Origin of the sequence: Metabacillus crassostreae, from assembly GCF_016908395.1 — a bacterium.
Taxonomy (GTDB): Bacteria; Bacillota; Bacilli; order Bacillales; family Bacillaceae; genus Metabacillus; species Metabacillus crassostreae.
The window spans coordinates 37274-54606 of the sequence record NZ_JAFBDU010000001.1 but is presented as its reverse complement, the minus strand read 5'-3'; the positions used below and the strand labels follow the sequence as shown (position 1 = coordinate 54606).

Annotated in this window: 20 protein-coding genes; 7 read left to right on the top strand and 13 right to left on the bottom strand. The window is 32.9% G+C overall.

Translation table 11 applies throughout. From position 1 onward, the window contains the following. The first annotated feature begins 134 nt into the window (after positions 1-134). Positions 135-782, top strand: coding sequence for a PAQR family membrane homeostasis protein TrhA (trhA, locus tag JOC75_RS00315; RefSeq protein ID WP_204952144.1), 648 nt, complete (start codon positions 135-137; stop codon positions 780-782). 134 nt (positions 783-916) lie between these two features. On the opposite strand, the gene JOC75_RS00310 is transcribed toward trhA, so the two are convergent. The 9 genes from JOC75_RS00310 to JOC75_RS00270 form a co-directional block, all read right to left on the bottom strand. Next, entirely contained in the window at positions 917-1408 is a 492-nt protein-coding gene (locus JOC75_RS00310; protein WP_204952143.1) for a dihydrofolate reductase, read from the bottom strand. After that, positions 1405-2199: a thymidylate synthase gene (locus JOC75_RS00305; RefSeq protein ID WP_204952142.1), complete on the bottom strand. Its 795-nt coding sequence runs from the start codon at positions 2197-2199 to the stop codon at positions 1405-1407. The genes JOC75_RS00310 and JOC75_RS00305 overlap by 4 nt, the downstream gene beginning before the upstream one ends. A 44-nt stretch (positions 2200-2243) precedes the next feature. Continuing rightward, positions 2244-2987, bottom strand: coding sequence for an anthrax toxin lethal factor-related metalloendopeptidase (locus tag JOC75_RS00300; RefSeq protein WP_204952141.1), 744 nt, complete (start codon positions 2985-2987; stop codon positions 2244-2246). Positions 2988-3284: 297 nt separating this feature from the next. After that, the gene (locus tag JOC75_RS00295) at positions 3285-3893 is read right to left on the bottom strand and encodes a YpjP family protein (RefSeq protein WP_204952140.1); all 609 of its coding nucleotides are present in this window, start codon (positions 3891-3893) and stop codon (positions 3285-3287) included. Between the two features lie 425 nt (positions 3894-4318). Beyond that, complete coding sequence (locus tag JOC75_RS00290) at positions 4319-4453, bottom strand: YuzL family protein (RefSeq protein ID WP_204953452.1); 135 nt, start codon at positions 4451-4453, stop codon at positions 4319-4321. A 28-nt stretch (positions 4454-4481) separates the two neighbouring features. Next, on the bottom strand, positions 4482-5261 hold the full coding sequence (locus JOC75_RS00285) for a class I SAM-dependent methyltransferase (RefSeq protein ID WP_204952139.1): 780 nt from the start codon (positions 5259-5261) through the stop codon (positions 4482-4484). Positions 5262-5392: 131 nt separating this feature from the next. After that, on the bottom strand, positions 5393-5827 hold the full coding sequence (locus tag JOC75_RS00280; protein ID WP_204952138.1) for a BrxA/BrxB family bacilliredoxin: 435 nt from the start codon (positions 5825-5827) through the stop codon (positions 5393-5395). A 243-nt stretch (positions 5828-6070) separates the two neighbouring features. After that, positions 6071-7777, bottom strand: coding sequence for a dihydroxy-acid dehydratase (gene ilvD, locus JOC75_RS00275; protein ID WP_204952137.1), 1707 nt, complete (start codon positions 7775-7777; stop codon positions 6071-6073). A gap of 132 nt (positions 7778-7909) precedes the next feature. Beyond that, on the bottom strand, positions 7910-9034 hold the full coding sequence (locus JOC75_RS00270) for a conserved virulence factor C family protein (protein WP_204952136.1): 1125 nt from the start codon (positions 9032-9034) through the stop codon (positions 7910-7912). Positions 9035-9222: 188 nt separating this feature from the next. On the opposite strand from JOC75_RS00270, the gene JOC75_RS00265 reads away from it, so the two are divergent. Next, on the top strand, positions 9223-10200 hold the full coding sequence (locus JOC75_RS00265) for a C40 family peptidase (RefSeq protein WP_204952135.1): 978 nt from the start codon (positions 9223-9225) through the stop codon (positions 10198-10200). 164 nt (positions 10201-10364) lie between these two features. Here JOC75_RS00265 and JOC75_RS00260 read toward each other — a convergent pair whose 3' ends face one another. Beyond that, a complete protein-coding gene (locus JOC75_RS00260) occupies positions 10365-10976 on the bottom strand; it encodes an HD domain-containing protein (protein ID WP_204952134.1) in 612 nt (203 codons plus the stop codon). Between the two features lie 114 nt (positions 10977-11090). Here JOC75_RS00260 and JOC75_RS00255 point away from each other — a divergent pair, with 114 nt between their 5' ends. After that, a complete protein-coding gene (locus tag JOC75_RS00255; RefSeq protein ID WP_204952133.1) occupies positions 11091-11336 on the top strand; it encodes a hypothetical protein in 246 nt (81 codons plus the stop codon). A 91-nt stretch (positions 11337-11427) separates the two neighbouring features. On the opposite strand, the gene JOC75_RS00250 is transcribed toward JOC75_RS00255, so the two are convergent. Continuing rightward, the gene (locus tag JOC75_RS00250) at positions 11428-11913 is read right to left on the bottom strand and encodes a glutathione peroxidase (protein WP_204952132.1); all 486 of its coding nucleotides are present in this window, start codon (positions 11911-11913) and stop codon (positions 11428-11430) included. Between the two features lie 63 nt (positions 11914-11976). Beyond that, positions 11977-12483, bottom strand: a complete 507-nt coding sequence (locus JOC75_RS00245; protein WP_204952131.1) for a hypothetical protein — start codon at positions 12481-12483, stop codon at positions 11977-11979. Between the two features lie 669 nt (positions 12484-13152). Between JOC75_RS00245 and metA the strand changes: the two genes are divergently transcribed. The 4 genes from metA (at position 13153) to JOC75_RS00225 (ending at position 16963) form a co-directional block, all read left to right on the top strand. After that, positions 13153-14061 carry a homoserine O-acetyltransferase MetA gene (metA, locus tag JOC75_RS00240; RefSeq protein ID WP_204952130.1) on the top strand — a complete coding sequence of 303 codons (909 nt, stop codon included), beginning with the start codon at positions 13153-13155 and terminating at the stop codon, positions 14059-14061. 247 nt (positions 14062-14308) lie between these two features. After that, positions 14309-15466 carry a diglucosyl diacylglycerol synthase gene (locus tag JOC75_RS00235; RefSeq protein WP_204952129.1) on the top strand — a complete coding sequence of 386 codons (1158 nt, stop codon included), beginning with the start codon at positions 14309-14311 and terminating at the stop codon, positions 15464-15466. A 45-nt stretch (positions 15467-15511) separates the two neighbouring features. Then, complete coding sequence (locus JOC75_RS00230; protein ID WP_204952128.1) at positions 15512-16507, top strand: metal-dependent hydrolase; 996 nt, start codon at positions 15512-15514, stop codon at positions 16505-16507. A 303-nt stretch (positions 16508-16810) separates the two neighbouring features. Continuing rightward, on the top strand, positions 16811-16963 hold the full coding sequence (locus tag JOC75_RS00225) for a hypothetical protein (protein ID WP_204952127.1): 153 nt from the start codon (positions 16811-16813) through the stop codon (positions 16961-16963). 35 nt (positions 16964-16998) lie between these two features. On the opposite strand, the gene JOC75_RS00220 is transcribed toward JOC75_RS00225, so the two are convergent. Continuing rightward, positions 16999-17265, bottom strand: a complete 267-nt coding sequence (locus tag JOC75_RS00220; protein WP_146946072.1) for a phosphocarrier protein HPr — start codon at positions 17263-17265, stop codon at positions 16999-17001. Positions 17266-17333 lie beyond the last annotated feature (68 nt).

Genomic DNA, 17333 nt, shown 5'->3' with positions numbered 1-17333 from the left:
GAAAGCTGTCTATAAGTTATCATTAGCTCAAAATTGATGGTATAATATAAAAGATTCTAAAATCTATACATTTAATGTTCCACTAATAAATTCAAATAATAGTTTTAGAGATTGCTTTTTGAAAGGAGAAATAAATGGCTAATACACACACATTTTCTAAGGGTGAAGAGATAGCAAATTCAATAACACATGGTATTGGCGGACTATTAAGCATAGCTGGATTAGTCCTTTTGATCGTTTTTTCATCTTTATATGGTACACCTTGGCATGTTGTAAGCTTTACCTTATTTGGGGTAACAATGGTGTTACTATATACATCTTCAACACTAGTCCATAGCTTCCCAGCAGGAAAAGCAAAGGATGTTTTTGAAATATTAGATCACTCAGCAATCTATTTCTTTATTGCTGGTACTTATACGCCCTTTTTGTTTATAGCTGTAAAGGGGTGGCTTGGTTGGACTTTATTTGGTATAGTGTGGGGATTAGCAATTGGTGGTACGGTATTTAAATCTTTTTTCGTTAAAAAATACCTCTTTTTCTCCACAGTTATGTATGTTGTTATGGGATGGTTAATTGTTTTTGCCTGGGGACCAATTGTTACAAACGTTGCTGTAAATGGAGTTGTGCTTCTTGTAATTGGTGGTGTTTTATACACAATCGGAGCTGTATTTTATGTTTGGCGCGCTTTTAAATATCATCATGCAGTATGGCATCTATTCGTACTAGCAGGTACAATCCTCCATTTTTTTGCTGTAATTCTATATCTTCTTCCGATAAAATAGTAAACTAGCAGGTTAATTAATAAGGGATTTTTTACAAGGAACTTACGAAGTATATATTAAATAAAGCAACAAAAAGAGGTAACACATGAGTTTAATCATTGTTACCTCTTTTTGCTATTATTTATAGCTCTATATTATTTGTTAATTTTTTGATATATAACAAAATCAAATTCATATGGATTTTTTATATCCTTTATGCCTGCCTCTACTGAAAGAGTTTCCCAGTCCGTTTCCTTTAGCTGTGGGAAAAATGTATCTCCTTCAAAATTATGATGAATATGTGTCATATACAGTCTATCAGAGTACGGTAAGATTTCTTTAAATATCTCGGCTCCTCCAATAACAAAGATGTTTTCATCTGTATTCTTTGATAGCTCAAGAATTTCTTCTATTGAGTGTAAAACTTTGCAGCCATCCATTTTATAAGAGTGATCCCTTGTTAAAATAATATTCTCTCTTCCTGGTAAAGGTCTTCCGATGGATTCATATGTTTTACGCCCCATTACAATCTTATGATTCATTGTCATTCGCTTAAAATAAGCTAAATCTTGAGGTAAATGCCAAGGTAATTGATTGTCTTTACCAATTAACCGATTTTCATCCATTGCAACAATTAGGGAAATCAAACACTAACAGCTCCTTTTATATGTGGATGTGGATGATAATTTTCAAATGTAAAGTCATCAAAAGTAAAATCAAATAAAGAGTTAACTTGTTTATTAATTTTTAATGTAGGCAAAGTATGTGGTTCTCTTTTTAATTGTTCATGTATTTGATCAAGGTGGTTCGTATAAATATGAACATCACCAAATGTATGAACAAATTCGCCTACCTCAAGGTTTGTTGCTTGAGCCATCATATGAACTAATAATGCATACGAAGCAATATTAAATGGTACCCCTAAAAACACGTCTGCAGAACGCTGATAAAGCTGTAGTGATAGTTTTCCCTCCGCAACATAAAACTGAAAAAGACAATGACATGGAGGAAGAGCCATATGATCAACCTCAGAAACATTCCAGGCAGACACAATTAATCTTCTTGAGTCTGGATTGTTTTTAATTTGATTTACAACATTTGATATTTGATCAATTGTTTTCCCATCACTTGTAGGCCAAGATCTCCATTGATGACCATATACAGGACCTAGTTCACCATTCTCATCTGCCCACTCATTCCAGATTCGCACGCCATTTTCTTGTAGATACTTAATATTAGTATCACCTTTAAGAAACCATAGTAGTTCATGAATAATTGATTTTGTATGGAGCTTTTTAGTAGTCATTAATGGAAACCCATCTTGAAGGTTAAATCTCATTTGGTAGCCGAAAGAACTTATAGTACCAGTACCTGTTCGATCTTCCTTTTTGACTCCGTTATCAAGTACATGCTTACATAATTCTAAGTATTGCTTCATAGTTTCTAACACTTCCTTATTTAGTACTCCATGTATTTTAACATCTAGTAATCTGCTTGCCCATAATAACTATTATTAACTTGGTCTGCTGCAACTTTTTCTAACGATTGTATATATTTATACGTTAAGGGTGCTTCTTGTTTTAAGAAATCATGTGTTTCATCATTATGGTAATACATTGCAAACGTTTCAGCAAAATATTCTTCGGGAAACTTTATAAAATAATCTCTAAAAGGAAATAACCATTTTACCTCTTGCTTCCATATATTAATAAACACAGGATCTAATCGAATATAATGAAAAACATGACGATCAATAGCATGGGCAAATTCATGTAACTCTAATGATACCGAACCATGACCATTCCCAAATTCACTATGCCCGATTTTCGCATATACCACTCTATTGTCACTCATTCCAGGAACTTTGTCCCAATATGAATCAGTTTCATTGTAACCTCTTGGCTTACTAGTTTTTAAGCTGCTAAGTCCAGGTTGATTAGTTAGTGATCCAGTAAATAGTTTAATTTGTATACTTTGCTTCGCTGCAAGATATAAAATATTTCCATCTACTTTTTCAAGGTTTTTAATCATCTTTATCGCATCTTTTTCTTCAAATGAACCTGTTGGCAAGAAAACTAGTTCATTTAATATAGGTTTAGATAAAGAAAGTTCAGCATCCCTAAATTCGTAGTCTGATAACGGTATCCCTTTTGGAAATGCTATTGCTAAATGATAAAAGGATACACACAAGCCCAAAATAATTAGAAAAAAAAGAGTCCTTCTCATGGTGTCATCCCCTCGTTGTCTAAAGGAATAGTCGTAAGTTATTAGTCGTAAGAAATCTAGTAATATCAATCATAACATATCTAGTAAAAACCATCTAGACAACTACAAATATTGGAATATATTAATTTTTTCTATTGATAGTCAATCTTACACAAAAAAAGGTCAGCTACTCTCTCTTTATCTAAATTAGTTGGACAACTACACTAATTTATAAAGGAAAATAACTAACCTAAGATTATGGATTTTTGTAATAAAGATATTTTTAACCAATAAACTGTACTCTAGTAAATACAAATACTAATGAACAGACTGCCAATTTGGTGGTGTATTTTTATTCCAGTATATACTACCTAAATCTTTATGAGACTGAAATGAGTCATGATACGTATGATAATGGAAGTTAAACCAGTAACCCTCTAATGGTTTATTTTCTCGACGCACATGAAATCTTAAAACATCCTGTCCTGTTTCAACATTGTAAATATGAAAAATTTTCTCACCTTTACCAGCTGAAGGCTTTGAGATCGCTAATTGTTCAAATTGTTCGTCTGCTTCTACATTTAAATAATACGTAATAACTTCTTCCATTTTCGGGAAAATAACTTGTTTAAATTCATCTTCAATCACAACAGAGATTTTATCTCCAAATTTAAGAAATGATTTTTGCTCTGCCTCAGAAATAATATTTGTCAAAAACTGCTCTTTAGTAAGTGAGAATTGATCATCATCAAACTTTTGTAACTCAGCGGATAAAGCGTTATCAATTTCTCCATTAGAAAACGTAGCTTTTGAAAGGTTATCTTCAGAAGGCTTATCTTCTACCGCAAGTGATGCTGGTGGTGTGACAAGTCCAAAGGTTGCGATCGAAAATAGAATAACAAGGGATTTTTTCATCCATTTATTCATAGGATTACTTCCTTCCAAACAATACTAATTTATTAATATTCTAACATATAGAAATGAGAAATTGTATAACAAAATTGTTACAATTGCCTAGTAAAGTAAATAACTTAAATGAGTACTGAAAAGCTTAGCAATATATATTTAATGAATACATCTTTAGACCTTATCAGACGAAAAGGAGTCATTTGCCAACCAACTTTCAGACAAGAGCTACAAATAAAAAACGAAAGCCCTTTTAATAGCCAGTAAAAACGTTTAAAATAAGAGTACATATATTTTAGTTACTGATAAGTTCTAGGAGGGGTAATAACATGGGCTACGATACTGTATTTTTTATTGGTTGTTTTGTAACACTCGCATATTTCATCTATCTTGAAATCACTGATTGATACATAAAAAAATAAATGGGATCTATAAGATCCCATTTATTACATTTGTTTTGTTTTCTTTCTAGCAGAATCAACTTTTTTTCCTTTTGTTTCGCTAGTTGTAGTACCTTGTCCTTCAACATTAGGAGAACCCAATCCTACTCTAGATGGATCTTTCTTTATTTTAGACATTATGATAACACCTCCATATTGTTATCATTTGCTATTCCCTTATTTCTATAACTCCATAATGAAATTTAGCTGACTTTCTAATAGTTACTGAAAATCCATGCTCACCAAAGCGAGAACTCTTCCAATGATCCTTTAGTACGACTCTTTTCTTTGCAACTCTTTTAGCTTCTTCTATCGCTTCATTACCTAACTCTTTATAAACAGCAACACTTTTTAATGGTGATAACCCAACTGACTCTTCAATTGATTCCTCAAACATTGGATCAAAATATACAATATCAAAAGATTTATCATCACACGTTTTGAGATAGGTTAAATGATCTGTTGATATGACTCTGATACGCTTCATAGCTTCATTAAGTTCAGTTAAATCGGTATTCCAGCTTGTTAACCCCGTTTTAACAATATAAGCTATATTTTTACTAGCTTCAATTCCTTGTATATAACCTTCTTCACCAATTCGATAACTGGCAATAATACTATCTGAAGCAAGTCCTAACGTACAATCTAAAAAAGAATCACCACTTTTTAATTGACATGCATCTAAAAAAGTATCAGATTCACCTCTTATTAGTCTTTTTAGCCTAAACATTGCTGAATTTGGATGAAAGAACAAAGGAGCTTTATTTTCCACAACATGAAGCTCTATTCTATTTTTTCCAAACACCAATATATTTTCATTTAAAGAAGTCTTCATACCCTCTATAGCTTGTTTATTTCTCATAATAAAAGTGCTATTTAGATAAATTGCAGCTTCTTTTGCTGTTTGTATCAGTTGATTATCAGGTCTACTCGATGTAGTTACTATCATAAAATTGCACTTCTTTCTACTTTTTTATATGTCTTATAAATAGAGATTACTCAATGTTTTCTCGTTAGCAATCCAGTCTTACACAACAATAACCTATACAGAATCAAAAAAAGGATGCAGTTGCATCCTTTTTAACAGTGTTTATCAAAAGCATTTTGAAGGTTTTCCATAATATTTTCAATTGAATTCCCTTCAATATCATGTCTTGGAATAAAGTGAACAACTTCACCATTTTTCATTAATGCCATTGATGGTGATGATGGTTCATATCCTTCAAAGTACTCACGCATTCTACTTGTTGCCTCTTTATCTTGACCAGCAAACACAGTTACTAATTTTCCAGGTTTTTTCTCTGCATTTAATGCAGCTTGAGTTGCTGCAGGTCTTGCTAAACCTGCGGCACATCCGCAAACAGAGTTAACTACAATAAAAGTAGTTTCTTTTGAATCCTTCATTAACTCGTCAACTTCTGATTCGGTTGTCAGCTCTTCAAACCCAGCATTTGTAAGTTCTGCTCTCATCGGTTTAACAATTTGTTTCATATATTCTTCATATGCCATTGACATAGAAATCCCTCCTGACTATTTACATGTAGTTAAAGAATACTATAGGGAAACTTTTTCTGCAAATAAAGCAAAATAACCAAAAGTGAGGAATTGCTTTTCACTTTTGGTTATCATCTAACTGTTTAGCTTTTATTTATGCTGTTTTCATAATCATTGTCTTTTTTAAAATCATGATGGAAATAACTCTGTATAAAATCTAGTGGCAATGACGTCTAAAGGTAAAAACCTTTTAGAAAAGAGCCTTTATTTAACTTCGATAATTTCTTTTTCTTCATCAAATAAATCTGTAACTGCCCCTTTAGATGCACTTGAAACATTACGGGCATATTTTGCAAGAACACCTCTTGCTACAAGCTTAGGAGCTTTCCAATTTTTCTTTCTTTCAGCAATTTCAGCCTCAGTTAATTCAACTGTAAGCACTCTTGCCTCACTATCAACTGTTACAATATCTCCATTTTCAACAAATGCTAGCGGTCCACCAACTTGTGCTTCTGGAGAAATATGACCTACGACAAGTCCATGAGAGCCACCTGAGAAACGTCCGTCAGTAAGTAAAGCAACACTCTCACCAAGTCCTTTACCAACTAAGATTGCTGAAATTGAAAGCATCTCAGGCATCCCTGGTCCACCTTTAGGCCCTTCATAACGAATAATTAATACATCACCAGCTTTAATCTCGCCAGAAACAACTGCATCTGATGCCTCGTCTTCTGTATCGAATACCTTTGCTGGTCCGGTCAATTTAGATACCTTTAATCCTGAGACTTTAAGAACAGCTCCCTCTGGTGCTAAGTTTCCACGAAGAATAACAAGTGGACCATCCTTACGTTTTGCTTCCGAAATAGGATAGATTACTTTTTGTCCTTCTTTTAAATCAGGTGACTCCGCAAGATTTTCAGCAATTGTTTTACCTGTAACAGTTAAACAATCTCCATGTAGTAAACCTTCTTGTAGTAGATACTTCATAACTGCTGAAACACCACCAACTTGATGTAAATCGTTCATAACGTATTTACCACTTGGTTTAAGATCAGCTAAATGCGGCACACGTCTTTGAATACGATCAAAGTCGTCAATAGTTAGGTCTACATCAACAGCATGAGCAATTGCTAATAAATGCAATACTGCGTTTGTTGATCCACCTAGAGCATACACAACGGTAATTGCATTTTCAAATGCTTCTTTTGTCATAATATCTTTAGGCTTAATACCTTTTGTAACAAGATTATAAACCGCATCACCTGCATCAAAGCAATCTTGATATTTTTCTTCTGATTCAGCAGGATTTGAAGAACTTCCTGGTAAGCTCATACCCATAGCTTCAATTGCAGATGCCATTGTATTAGCTGTGTACATTCCTCCACAAGAACCTGCACCTGGACATGCGTGACACTCAATCTTATTTAGTTCTTCTTTATCAATTTTCCCTGCATTATATTGTCCTACACCTTCAAAAACTGACACTATATCAATGTCCTTACCATTAAGATTTCCAGGCTTGATCGAACCACCATAAACAAATACAGATGGTAAGTTCATTCGAGATAAAGCAATTAAACAACCAGGCATATTTTTATCACAGCCACCAATTGCAACTACTGCATCTAAGCTCTCTCCACCAACAACGGTTTCAATTGAATCTGCAATAACTTCACGACTTGGTAAAGAATACCTCATACCTGCTGTACCCATTGATATTCCGTCTGATACAGTAATTGTATTGAAGATCACTCCTTTTCCGCCAGCTTCATTTGCACCTTTTTTCGACTGAACTGCAAGCTTGTCTATATGAATATTACAAGGAGTTACTTCACTCCATGTACTCGCAATCCCAATAAGTGGTTTCTTAAAATCTTCATCACTAAAACCAACTGCACGTAACATTGCACGGTTAGGTGCTCTTAATGCACCTTCAAATACTTTGCTTTCACTTCTATAATCCTTGGTCATGGTTGAACCTCCAAAATTTATTATTGTTAAATACTATAGTGTGAATTTGCTAGTTTTGCAACAATATTCAAACAATTTATAAAAAAAATAAAAAGCAGTCGATATATGTTGACTGCTTTAATGAATTTATGCTTATCCTTTTCTCGCTTCTGTCATTTGCTTCCAAACAGATCCTTTTGCTTCCTCTCCACCTTCAATACGTTCAATTGCCATTTTAATTTGCATACTAACCTCAAATTCCGGGTCATTTTCTGCTGCTTTTAATGAAGGGAGAGCCTGTTCGTCGCCTACTTCAAATAAGAACATAGCCGCTCTCCATCTAACAAGTTTATTTTTATCTTTTAATGCTTCAATCATGGCTGGCATTGCCGCTGGATCTCCTATGTCTGATAAACAATCTCCTGCGGTTCTTCTTACTGTTACTGATTTATCGTTTAGAGCTTTATATAACAAAGGAAGAACATCTGACTTTTCTATCATGCCTAAGTAAACAGTTGCTAACCTTCTAATAGATGTTTTTTCATCTTCAAGCGCCTTTTCTAAAACTTCAAGATCTTCTTCAGAAGGATTCATCTGATCTAAATGAGCAAAACGTTTTGTCCAGTCGCTTTCATTTAACATTTCAAGAGTAACTTTGTAAGAACTTCTCATTGGTTTATTCGTCTTGTCTCTATCCACACTAGTTTCATTTATCAGCTTTTGAAGTCGCTCGTCAGAATAAGCAGCGTTTATTTCATCAACAACTTCTTTTCCGATATCCTCAAGATCACCATATCTTACACCCTGCTCTTTCCACTCTCGATCTAACACTACATTTTCATCAGTTTGCTGTGCATTCAAAACAGCTTCTTTAAATCGGTCTTGCAGCCCAAACCGTTCCTCTTTCATCCCATCCGTTAATTTAACTTGCATAGGGATATTATTAAACATCTGGATGAATACTTTCACCTCACCAAATGCATCATCAGTTATTAATTTCTCATTTGATTCTTCATTTATAGCTTCACCAAAAGCTTGACGAACCCCTGCCAAAATATCTTTCCAATCGTATTTAGCATTTCTTTCAACTGCAAGGAAATCAGCAACATGATAAACGCCTTTTACACCTTCCACTTCAAGAATTTTTTTAACTACAGTAGGTGCATCGCTAGCCTGATCCTTTTTATAATTATTACTCTTCCCAGAAGGTAGCTCTTCTGATAAAAGTACTTTCATCGTATTAGGACTAGGAGTAGGCTCTATTGATTTTATCTTCATTTTGTCACTCCTCGTAAATTTGTTTCCGTAATGATATTGTAACATAGCCACTTCTTCACTTGCTATCAATAGGTTTGAACTTGTCTACATCTGATGGAAAACACATGAATTTGTCATAATATTTCATTTTTACAGTATCTTTTTAGGGATATCGTTTTATATTTTATTCATGTTAGGAGAGACAAAGTATGTCAATAGCAAGCTCGGCGAAAGAAGCATTTGTTATTTCATCAGTAGCTGCTGGAATAATGCTAAGTGGACCTTCACTTGTAAAAGCAGGGGTTTCTGTAGAGCAAAATGATCATAAACATGTATCAATTGAAACATCACAGACTATTAGATACGGTCATATCGGCCAGATTGTGGAGAATGTTCAAACTAAATTGACGAACCTAACTCTTTATAAAGGATCAATTGATGCAGTTTACGGGAAGCAGACCGAAGAAGCTGTTAAGCAATTTCAACGTTTACACCACTTAAAAGTCGATGGGATAGTTGGAAAAGAAACTTTAACAAAACTTACTACATTAAATTCATCCGCCAAAGAACTAGTATACGGAATTCAAAGTGAGGAAGTTAAGCCCTTTCAACAACAATTGAAAACGTTAAATTATTATGAAGGCCAGATAGATGGGATTTTCGGTCCATTAACATTAAAGGCTGTCAAAGAATACCAAGAGAAGAATAATTTACATGTGACTGGTAAAATAAATACACCAACACAAATCCATCTTCTTTCTAACAGAAATAAAAAAGGAAAAACACTAAAATCTGTTAAGGTGAAAGCAATCCAAACCACAGAAGTGAAATCATCAGTCACTTCAATAGCAAAATCTCTTATAGGAACAAATTATGTTTGGGGTGGTACATCACCTTCTGGTTTTGACTGTAGCGGCTTTATCAAATATGTTTACGAGAAAGCAAATATCCTTCTACCACGAACTGTAAACGAAATTTGGAATTATTCTAAAGATGTGCAAAAGGTAGGAGTAGGTGATATAGTCTTTTTTGAAACATATAAACCCGGCCCATCACATGCTGGAATCTACTTAGGTAACGGTCAATTTATCCATACAAGTTCTTCAAAAGGTGTAACAATTAGTGACTTATCAAATAGCTACTGGAACGCAAGGTATTTAGGAGCGAAAAGGATACCAAACTCATAAAAATCTAATTAAGATTTACTAAACTAAATATAGATTTATACGCAAGTTATGACAATATTCATCATACTTGCGTATTTTTTATAGAGCTAAGATTTAAGCTTAATATTTCTTAGCACTTGAATTTTATCCACAGGTAAAAGGTAAAGAAATCAAGCTTTTATATTCTATTCTGTTCTACCCCATTCGTGATAAAACTGTTGTAAATATAACTCCATAAACTTATGTCTTTCTTCTGCTAATTCCTTCCCAGTATTAGTATTCATTAAGCTTTTTAGTTTTAATATCTTATCATAAAAATGGCGAATAGCATCTTTTCCTTCTTGATTTTCAGGGTCATATATAAGGTGTCCACGTGATCCTGAAAAGGCAAAAGTTCTTGCTATGCCGATTGCTCCAATCGCATCTAAGCGATCGGCATCTTGAACGATTTTCCCTTCAAGTGTTAATTGCATTTGAGGAGTATTGGTTCTAAAACTTATTTGTTGAATAATAGAAAGCACATGATCAATTACAGAAACATGCACTTCATGCCTTTTTAATAAGTCTTCTATATCAGTTGTAGAGACTCGAACATCTGGAGCAAGCTTTTCATCTATAAGATCATGCAATAAAGCTGCTAACTCTATAGTTAACAAGTCGGCATTTTCACGTTTCCCTATCAGCAAGGCATTCTTTCTCACTCTGTCAATGTGCCACCAGTCGTGACCACTACCTTCATTTATTAATTTGTTATATACAAAATTAGATATATCCTTTAGCACTACCTTTTTATCCATTTCACTTTTCTCCTTACTTACTAGAGTCCATAAGGCTAATGGGATGGGACGTATCGAATCCAAGCCTATTTACATATATTATCAATAAAAAAATCAATGAAAGGAAGCTTCTGTATGAGAAGATTAAAACGGCCAACACAACCAACAATAGGTCAGGCTTGGACTGGCAAGCATGTTATATTATTACAGTGTAAAGGTAATCAAGTGATACAGATTTACAAAAGTTATCATGCTCCACTAGAGCAGCCGCAATATCATTGCGCAGAAACCTTATCACAATTAATAAGCATTGGTTATTATATATACAAAATTACTCCTCTTTCAGGAAATCAAATTCAATACTTTTTAATTTTAGAATAACAAAAAGTTACACTTAGACATTATCTAACTTATACAGAATAAACAATACAACAATGGATTATTAAAAGACAGAAAAAAAGAAGCCCTGGTATTAGACTTCTTCTAGTAATTGCTCAATTTTCGGTTTTATATCACTAGGACTTGTATTTGGGGAGAATCTCTCAACAACCTCACCCTTAGAATTAACTAAGAATTTAGTGAAATTCCATTTAATTGCCTTACTCCCAAGTAAACCTGGAGCTTGAGCAGCTAACTCTACAAAGAGTGGATGTGCATTTTCACCATTTACATCTACCTTTGAATGCATTGGAAATTTCACTCCATAATTTATTTCACAAAAACTTTCTATGTCATCATTTTCTCCAGGTTCTTGACCCATAAATTGATTGCACGGAAAACCAAGTACTGTGAAGCCTTTACCACCTAGTTCATCATATAATTTTTGCAGTTCCTTATATTGTGGCGTGAAACCACATTTACTAGCAGTATTAACAATTAATAATACTTGATCTTTATATTCTGATAATGTTTTCTTTTCACCTTTTATCGTTTCAACTTCATAATTATAAATACTCATCATAAACCTCCCTTTTATTTTTCATTATTACATGATTAAAAAACCAGCGCAAATAGTAGTGTGTTAATTCCTTGACTTCATTCTCAACAAAAGAATTGCATTATCTACAATATTTAATAGCTCCTCAAGATCATCTTCTCCAAATAGGGAAATAAAGTTAACTTGATACTTTTGAATATATTTTATAGATGACATCGTCTGTTCTTTTATTGATATCAATTTGACATCATGATTTCCAGACCAATTCTTCTTTAACTTCTTATAAAAGAAAACATCATAATCCTGTGACTTACTGTCTTCAACAAATGTTAAAGATACAACACATCCCGGATTATTTATTGTTTGTAAGAGTTCTCCAGCTAATTGCTGTTGATCCATTTTAATATCAATTTGAACAAATGTACTTCTAAAGTGATCACTTACAAATTGAATAGAATATATACGTGACATAGTCGCCATATCAATAACATCACTTCGGTGTATAATTGAAATCTCATTCCCTAAGTCCAAGTCATAAATATAGCCTTCGATTACTACCTTCAAATTATCGAATACAGTTGGATCAAACATTCTTACCTCCTAAAGAGTAAGCTTTTCAAATAAAAAGTTACTATTTGCTCGCAATAATTTCCTAATCTACATTAACATCCATCTAAATGAACTTGCAGATTTAGTTATTTTTATAGCTGCAAGTTCATAAGTAGCTAAAAAGCTAAACTATGGGCTACAGCTAATCTTAGTAAAACCCACTGACTAATTAAGATTTCACATAATTCAATTTTCTTGCATTGTTGCTCGATATCAATATTAAACAGCAAACTATTTCATTCAGAATATTTTACCATAAATATGATATGAAGCTTCAAAAATTACCACTTACAAGCCACTCTAACCTGCTAAATAGTCATTCGAGAAATTTTTGAATTGAAAAATATTTCTAATTTTTCTATAATAGTGTATTAGCTATCAAAATTTTTTAATAAATATTAGTTGGTATATAAATTGAAAAGCAAAGAAAATAAAATGAATTACAAACCATTTTATCTATAACATTTTATTTTGTTAAGAATTAAGTAGTTTATATACTAATAAACAGAAACTTCACAAAGTCTAATAGCATCTTTTCTACATAGAATATACCTCTCATGCGATTATAACAAGTTACCATCGAATTCTTACGATTAGTTTGCTGCAGCTTTAAAGAAAGAAGTCTAATATAAATTTATGGGGGTGCTTTTTATGCCGATTAATATACCTAATCATTTGCCTGCAAAAGAAATTCTTGAGCAAGAAAACATTTTTATAATGGATGAAAAAAGAGCCTATTCACAGGATATACGTCCTTTGAACATTATTATTTTAAATATCATGCCTGAGAAAGAGAAAACAGAAACCCAATTATTACGACTACTAGGAAATTCACCGTTACAACTAAATATAACGTTTCTAAGACCTGAAACTCATAAGTCCAAAAATACTACGATTGAGCATTTAAAGGAATTTTATACTACGTTTAAGCATATACAACATAAAAAATACGATGGAATGATTATTACTGGAGCACCTATTGAGCATTTAGAGTTTAAAGATGTTTCATACTGGACTGAGCTACAAGCCATTATGGATTGGTCAAAAACAAACGTTACTTCAACTTTACATATTTGTTGGGGTGCACAAGCAGGACTTTTCCATCACTATGGCGTAAATAAGTATAAATTGGAAAAAAAATGCTTCGGTATATTCGAGCATGAAATCATTGATCCTACAGTAAAACTATTGAGAGGCTTTGACGATCATTATTATGTCCCACATTCTAGACATACAGATGTTTTCAAGGAACAAATTGAACAAGCTCAAGAATTACAAATACTTTCCGTTTCTGAAAAAGCTGGTGTTTGCCTAGTCATGTCTAAAGACGGTAAACAAGTTTTCCTTACCGGACATCCAGAATATGAATTAACTTCTTTAAAAGATGAATATGAAAGAGATTTAGCAAAAGGCTTAGAGATTAATATTCCTGAAAATTATTTTAAAAACAATGATCCAAAAAACAAGCCGATTCATTGCTGGAGATCTCATGCCCATCTTCTTTTTGTTAATTGGCTAAATTACTATGTTTATCAAGAAACACCATATCTTTGGGATTAAATTACTATTTGAGGATAAGAAAAGTGATATTGATTATTTCACCATAGAGCATATAATAGATGATTTGAATCGCCTACCAATCTCAATGGATTTTACAAGAATTTAACATCTTAAGAAATACTTAATAAATGCTTTATAAATAAATAACATTTATATGGTAATCTTTAAGACAAATTCAGTTCATATAAACATATTAATTGATATGAGCTGTTTTTGTTTGTATTGAACTGTTTCAGATTAGATTGAGGTGAAAATGTTGAAAAAGGTTTTAATTTTAACAGCCAAGTATGGTAACGGTCACGTTCAGGTTGCCAAAACATTGGAAAACAAATGCAAAGAACTTGGATTTGAGAAAATTGTAGTATGCAACCTTTACTCTGAATCCTTCCCTATATTTTCTGAGATAACTCAATACCTTTATTTGAAGAGTTTCTCAATAGGTAAACAATTTTATCGCCTCTTCTATTACGGAGTAGATAAGATTTATAATAAACGTATGATGAATCTATATTTTAAAATGGGACACAAACGTTTACATCAAATTGTTAAAAATGAACAGCCTGATATGATTATCAATACATTTCCCATGATCGTCGTACCAGAATATCGTCGCAAAACAGGAACTGTCATTCCTACATTTAACGTATTAACAGATTTCTGTTTACACAGAATCTGGGTCCATGAAAATATAGATAAATACTATGTAGCAACAAAAAATGTGAAAGAAAAGCTAATTAGTATTGGTATTAGCCCTAGCACAATTAAGGTAACAGGTATCCCAATTCGTTCGCAGTTTGAACAAACAATTCACACAGCAGAGATTTATAATAAATATAACCTGGATCCTACTAAAAAGACCTTATTAATCATGGCAGGAGCACATGGAGTTTTAAAAAATGTTAAGGAATTATGTCAAGCCTTTATCTCCAAAAGTACAAATACCCAAACTGTTGTTGTTTGCGGAAATAACTTACTTTTAAAAGAAAGTCTTGAGGCTCTTTCATTGAGCTATCCGAAACAAATTAAAGTTATGAGTTATGTTGAAAGAATAGATGAGTTATATCGCATCGCTTCATGCATGATTACTAAACCTGGTGGAATAACATTGACTGAAGCAACCGCTTTAGGCGTACCTGTCATTCTCTATAAACCAGTTCCTGGTCAGGAAAAAGAGAATGCCTTATACTTCGAAGGAAAAAAGGCTGCAATTATAGTAAATCAAATTGAGGATATATTTGATGAGGTAAATAATCTTTTAGGAGATGAAAAAAGATTAAATCAAATGAAAGATAATATTAAAAAAATTCACGTTCCACAATCTGCTGACTTAATATTGGAGGATATGCTTAAAGAAGCATCATATATAAGAGATAAAAAACTGATGATTGGCTCTGTAAATTACTAAATCTTTTTGGGTGAAAGAGTTTAACAACTTACCTGGAGGTTTAAAATGGATACAAGTACTCATATCACTTTTGGGTTTGGTTTAGCAGGTCTGGCTTATCTCGATCCTGCTGTTTCTTCAGACCCATCACTTGCTAATGCCATTTTATTCGGAACTGTACTAGGTTCAAATGCGCCTGATTTTGACTATTTGATAAAATTAGTTAAAGGTAATGGAATGTATATTGAGCATCATAGAGGTCTTTCACACTCAGTTTTCGCCCTAATGATATGGTCTTTATTAATTTCCGGCATCATTTTATTCTTTGCAGGTAATATTGACTTCTTCCCTATACTTTTTTGGACATTTTTAGGTGTTGTTTTACATGTTGGTTTAGATCTTATGAATGCATACGGAACACAGGCTGGAAGGCCCTTCACAAAGAAATGGCTATCATTAAATTTTCTACCTTTAATAGACCCAATCATTTATCTTTTTCATGTACTTGGATTTATCTTATGGTATCTTGGGTTCTCTCCAGGACCTACATTCGCCTATGTATATATCTTTATAGCAATTTACATTATTATTAGGTTTTTCATATACAAGGTAATACGCGGTATTATTATTAATACTACTGAAATGGATGGTATTTTAACACTTATTCCTTCAATATGGTTACATAAATGGGATTTTGTTATTGAAACTAACTCAACCTATTATGTTGGTTCAGTAACATATAAAAATCTTCAATGGATTCACCACTTTAATAAACATGATGAAAATTGCCCTAAAATAAAAACGTCATTAAAAGATAAAAACGTCGTCCATTTTTTAGCAAATTCAGCTCATACACATGCACTTATCGTTCCTGGAATAAACGGAGACGAAGTTCGTTGGTTGGACTTACGATTTCGCCATAGAAATCATTACCCATATATGGCTGTTGCTAAAATCAATAGACATAATGAGATCATTTCCTCATATACAGGGTGGATACACCGTTCAAAAAGATTGGAAAATAAATTAGCTACAAATAATAAAAAATTGGTACAGCTTTAGTACAGAAAAAGACTGTTCACTTTGATGAACAGTCTTTTAATTTGTACATAAAGTAATTTACGAGTCCTTCAGACTGTTTAAATTTCGAGGTACGAAGCTTTGTGATGGGCGGTGTTGATGAACACTTTAGTAAGGAGAATAACGAAGAAAGCTACGCTCCAAAATGAACATGCATTTCTCATGCACGAATAACCATCTAAATGGAACTATTAATAACATCCTGATGAATATTTACTCCTATTAGGTTCAAAATAACCTCAGTACAGTAATTAATTCACTTGATCTGTAGGAGGATAAAATAATATGACCAAAAAAGTTAATAATGGTAGTGAAAATCAAAACTCACCAAAAAAGAATATGCATGAAATAGAATTAGCAGAAGAACACATTCCTGGAGATAATAGCAAAGGTAATAAAAGAAATAAAGATCAACGAGATAAAACGAGAACAGAATAAAAAATGGCAACAGGAATGTATCCTGTTGCCATTTTTTATTCTCCCAATCCTTCGGTAGTAATTGCTCTTTCAACCGCTGCTAACGCTTCTTCAGCATCGCTACCACTTGCAGAAATCGTAATTTTAGTACCTTTAGAAATCCCTAATGACATAACGCCCATAATTGATTTCAAATTTACAGTACGTCCATTTGCCTCTAAATTCACATCAGATGTGAATGAATTAACAGCATTCACCAATGCTGTTGCTGGTCTAGCATGCAATCCTGCTTCATGTGTAATTGTAAAAGACTTTTCTGCCATAATGTACATTCCCCTTTCTTTTAGCAAATGCAGCTTAGATTTTAAGATGATTATGTAAAGTACTCATC